We start from the raw sequence: 322 nt of genomic DNA, 5'->3' as shown, positions 1-322 counted from the left end.
CTTCCGTCAGCTTGTCGGCCACCTTCGGATACTTTGCCGAGTAGGCGTCGACGAAGTGATTGAATGCGACCAGCGCATCAGCACGCGTGGCTGCCATCCAGATGTCCTGCATCGCCTTTTTGGCCCGGGCCTGCTGCGATTTCGGCAGCGCGTTGAGCACGTTGCCCATCTTGTGAAACCAGCAACGCTGATGCTTCGTCTGCGGGAACACTTCCTCCATCGCTGCCCAGAATCCCATCGCACCGTCGCCGCAGGCCAGCAACGGCCCGGACTGCAGGCCACGCCTTTTCAGATCCAGCAACCACTCGCTCCACGAGGCCTT

Annotated in this window: 1 protein-coding gene; it reads right to left on the bottom strand. The window is 61.2% G+C overall.

The window, feature by feature from the left end:
- Positions 1–322, bottom strand: a 322-nt coding sequence (locus P0D80_RS51505; protein WP_408296740.1) for a transposase, incomplete at both ends; no start/stop codon positions are given.

Source organism: Paraburkholderia sp. RL17-373-BIF-A (assembly GCF_046030175.1).
Lineage (GTDB): Bacteria > Pseudomonadota > Gammaproteobacteria > Burkholderiales > Burkholderiaceae > Paraburkholderia.
Note: the sequence above shows the minus strand (reverse complement) of the source record. Positions and strands in the feature narration are given on the sequence as shown.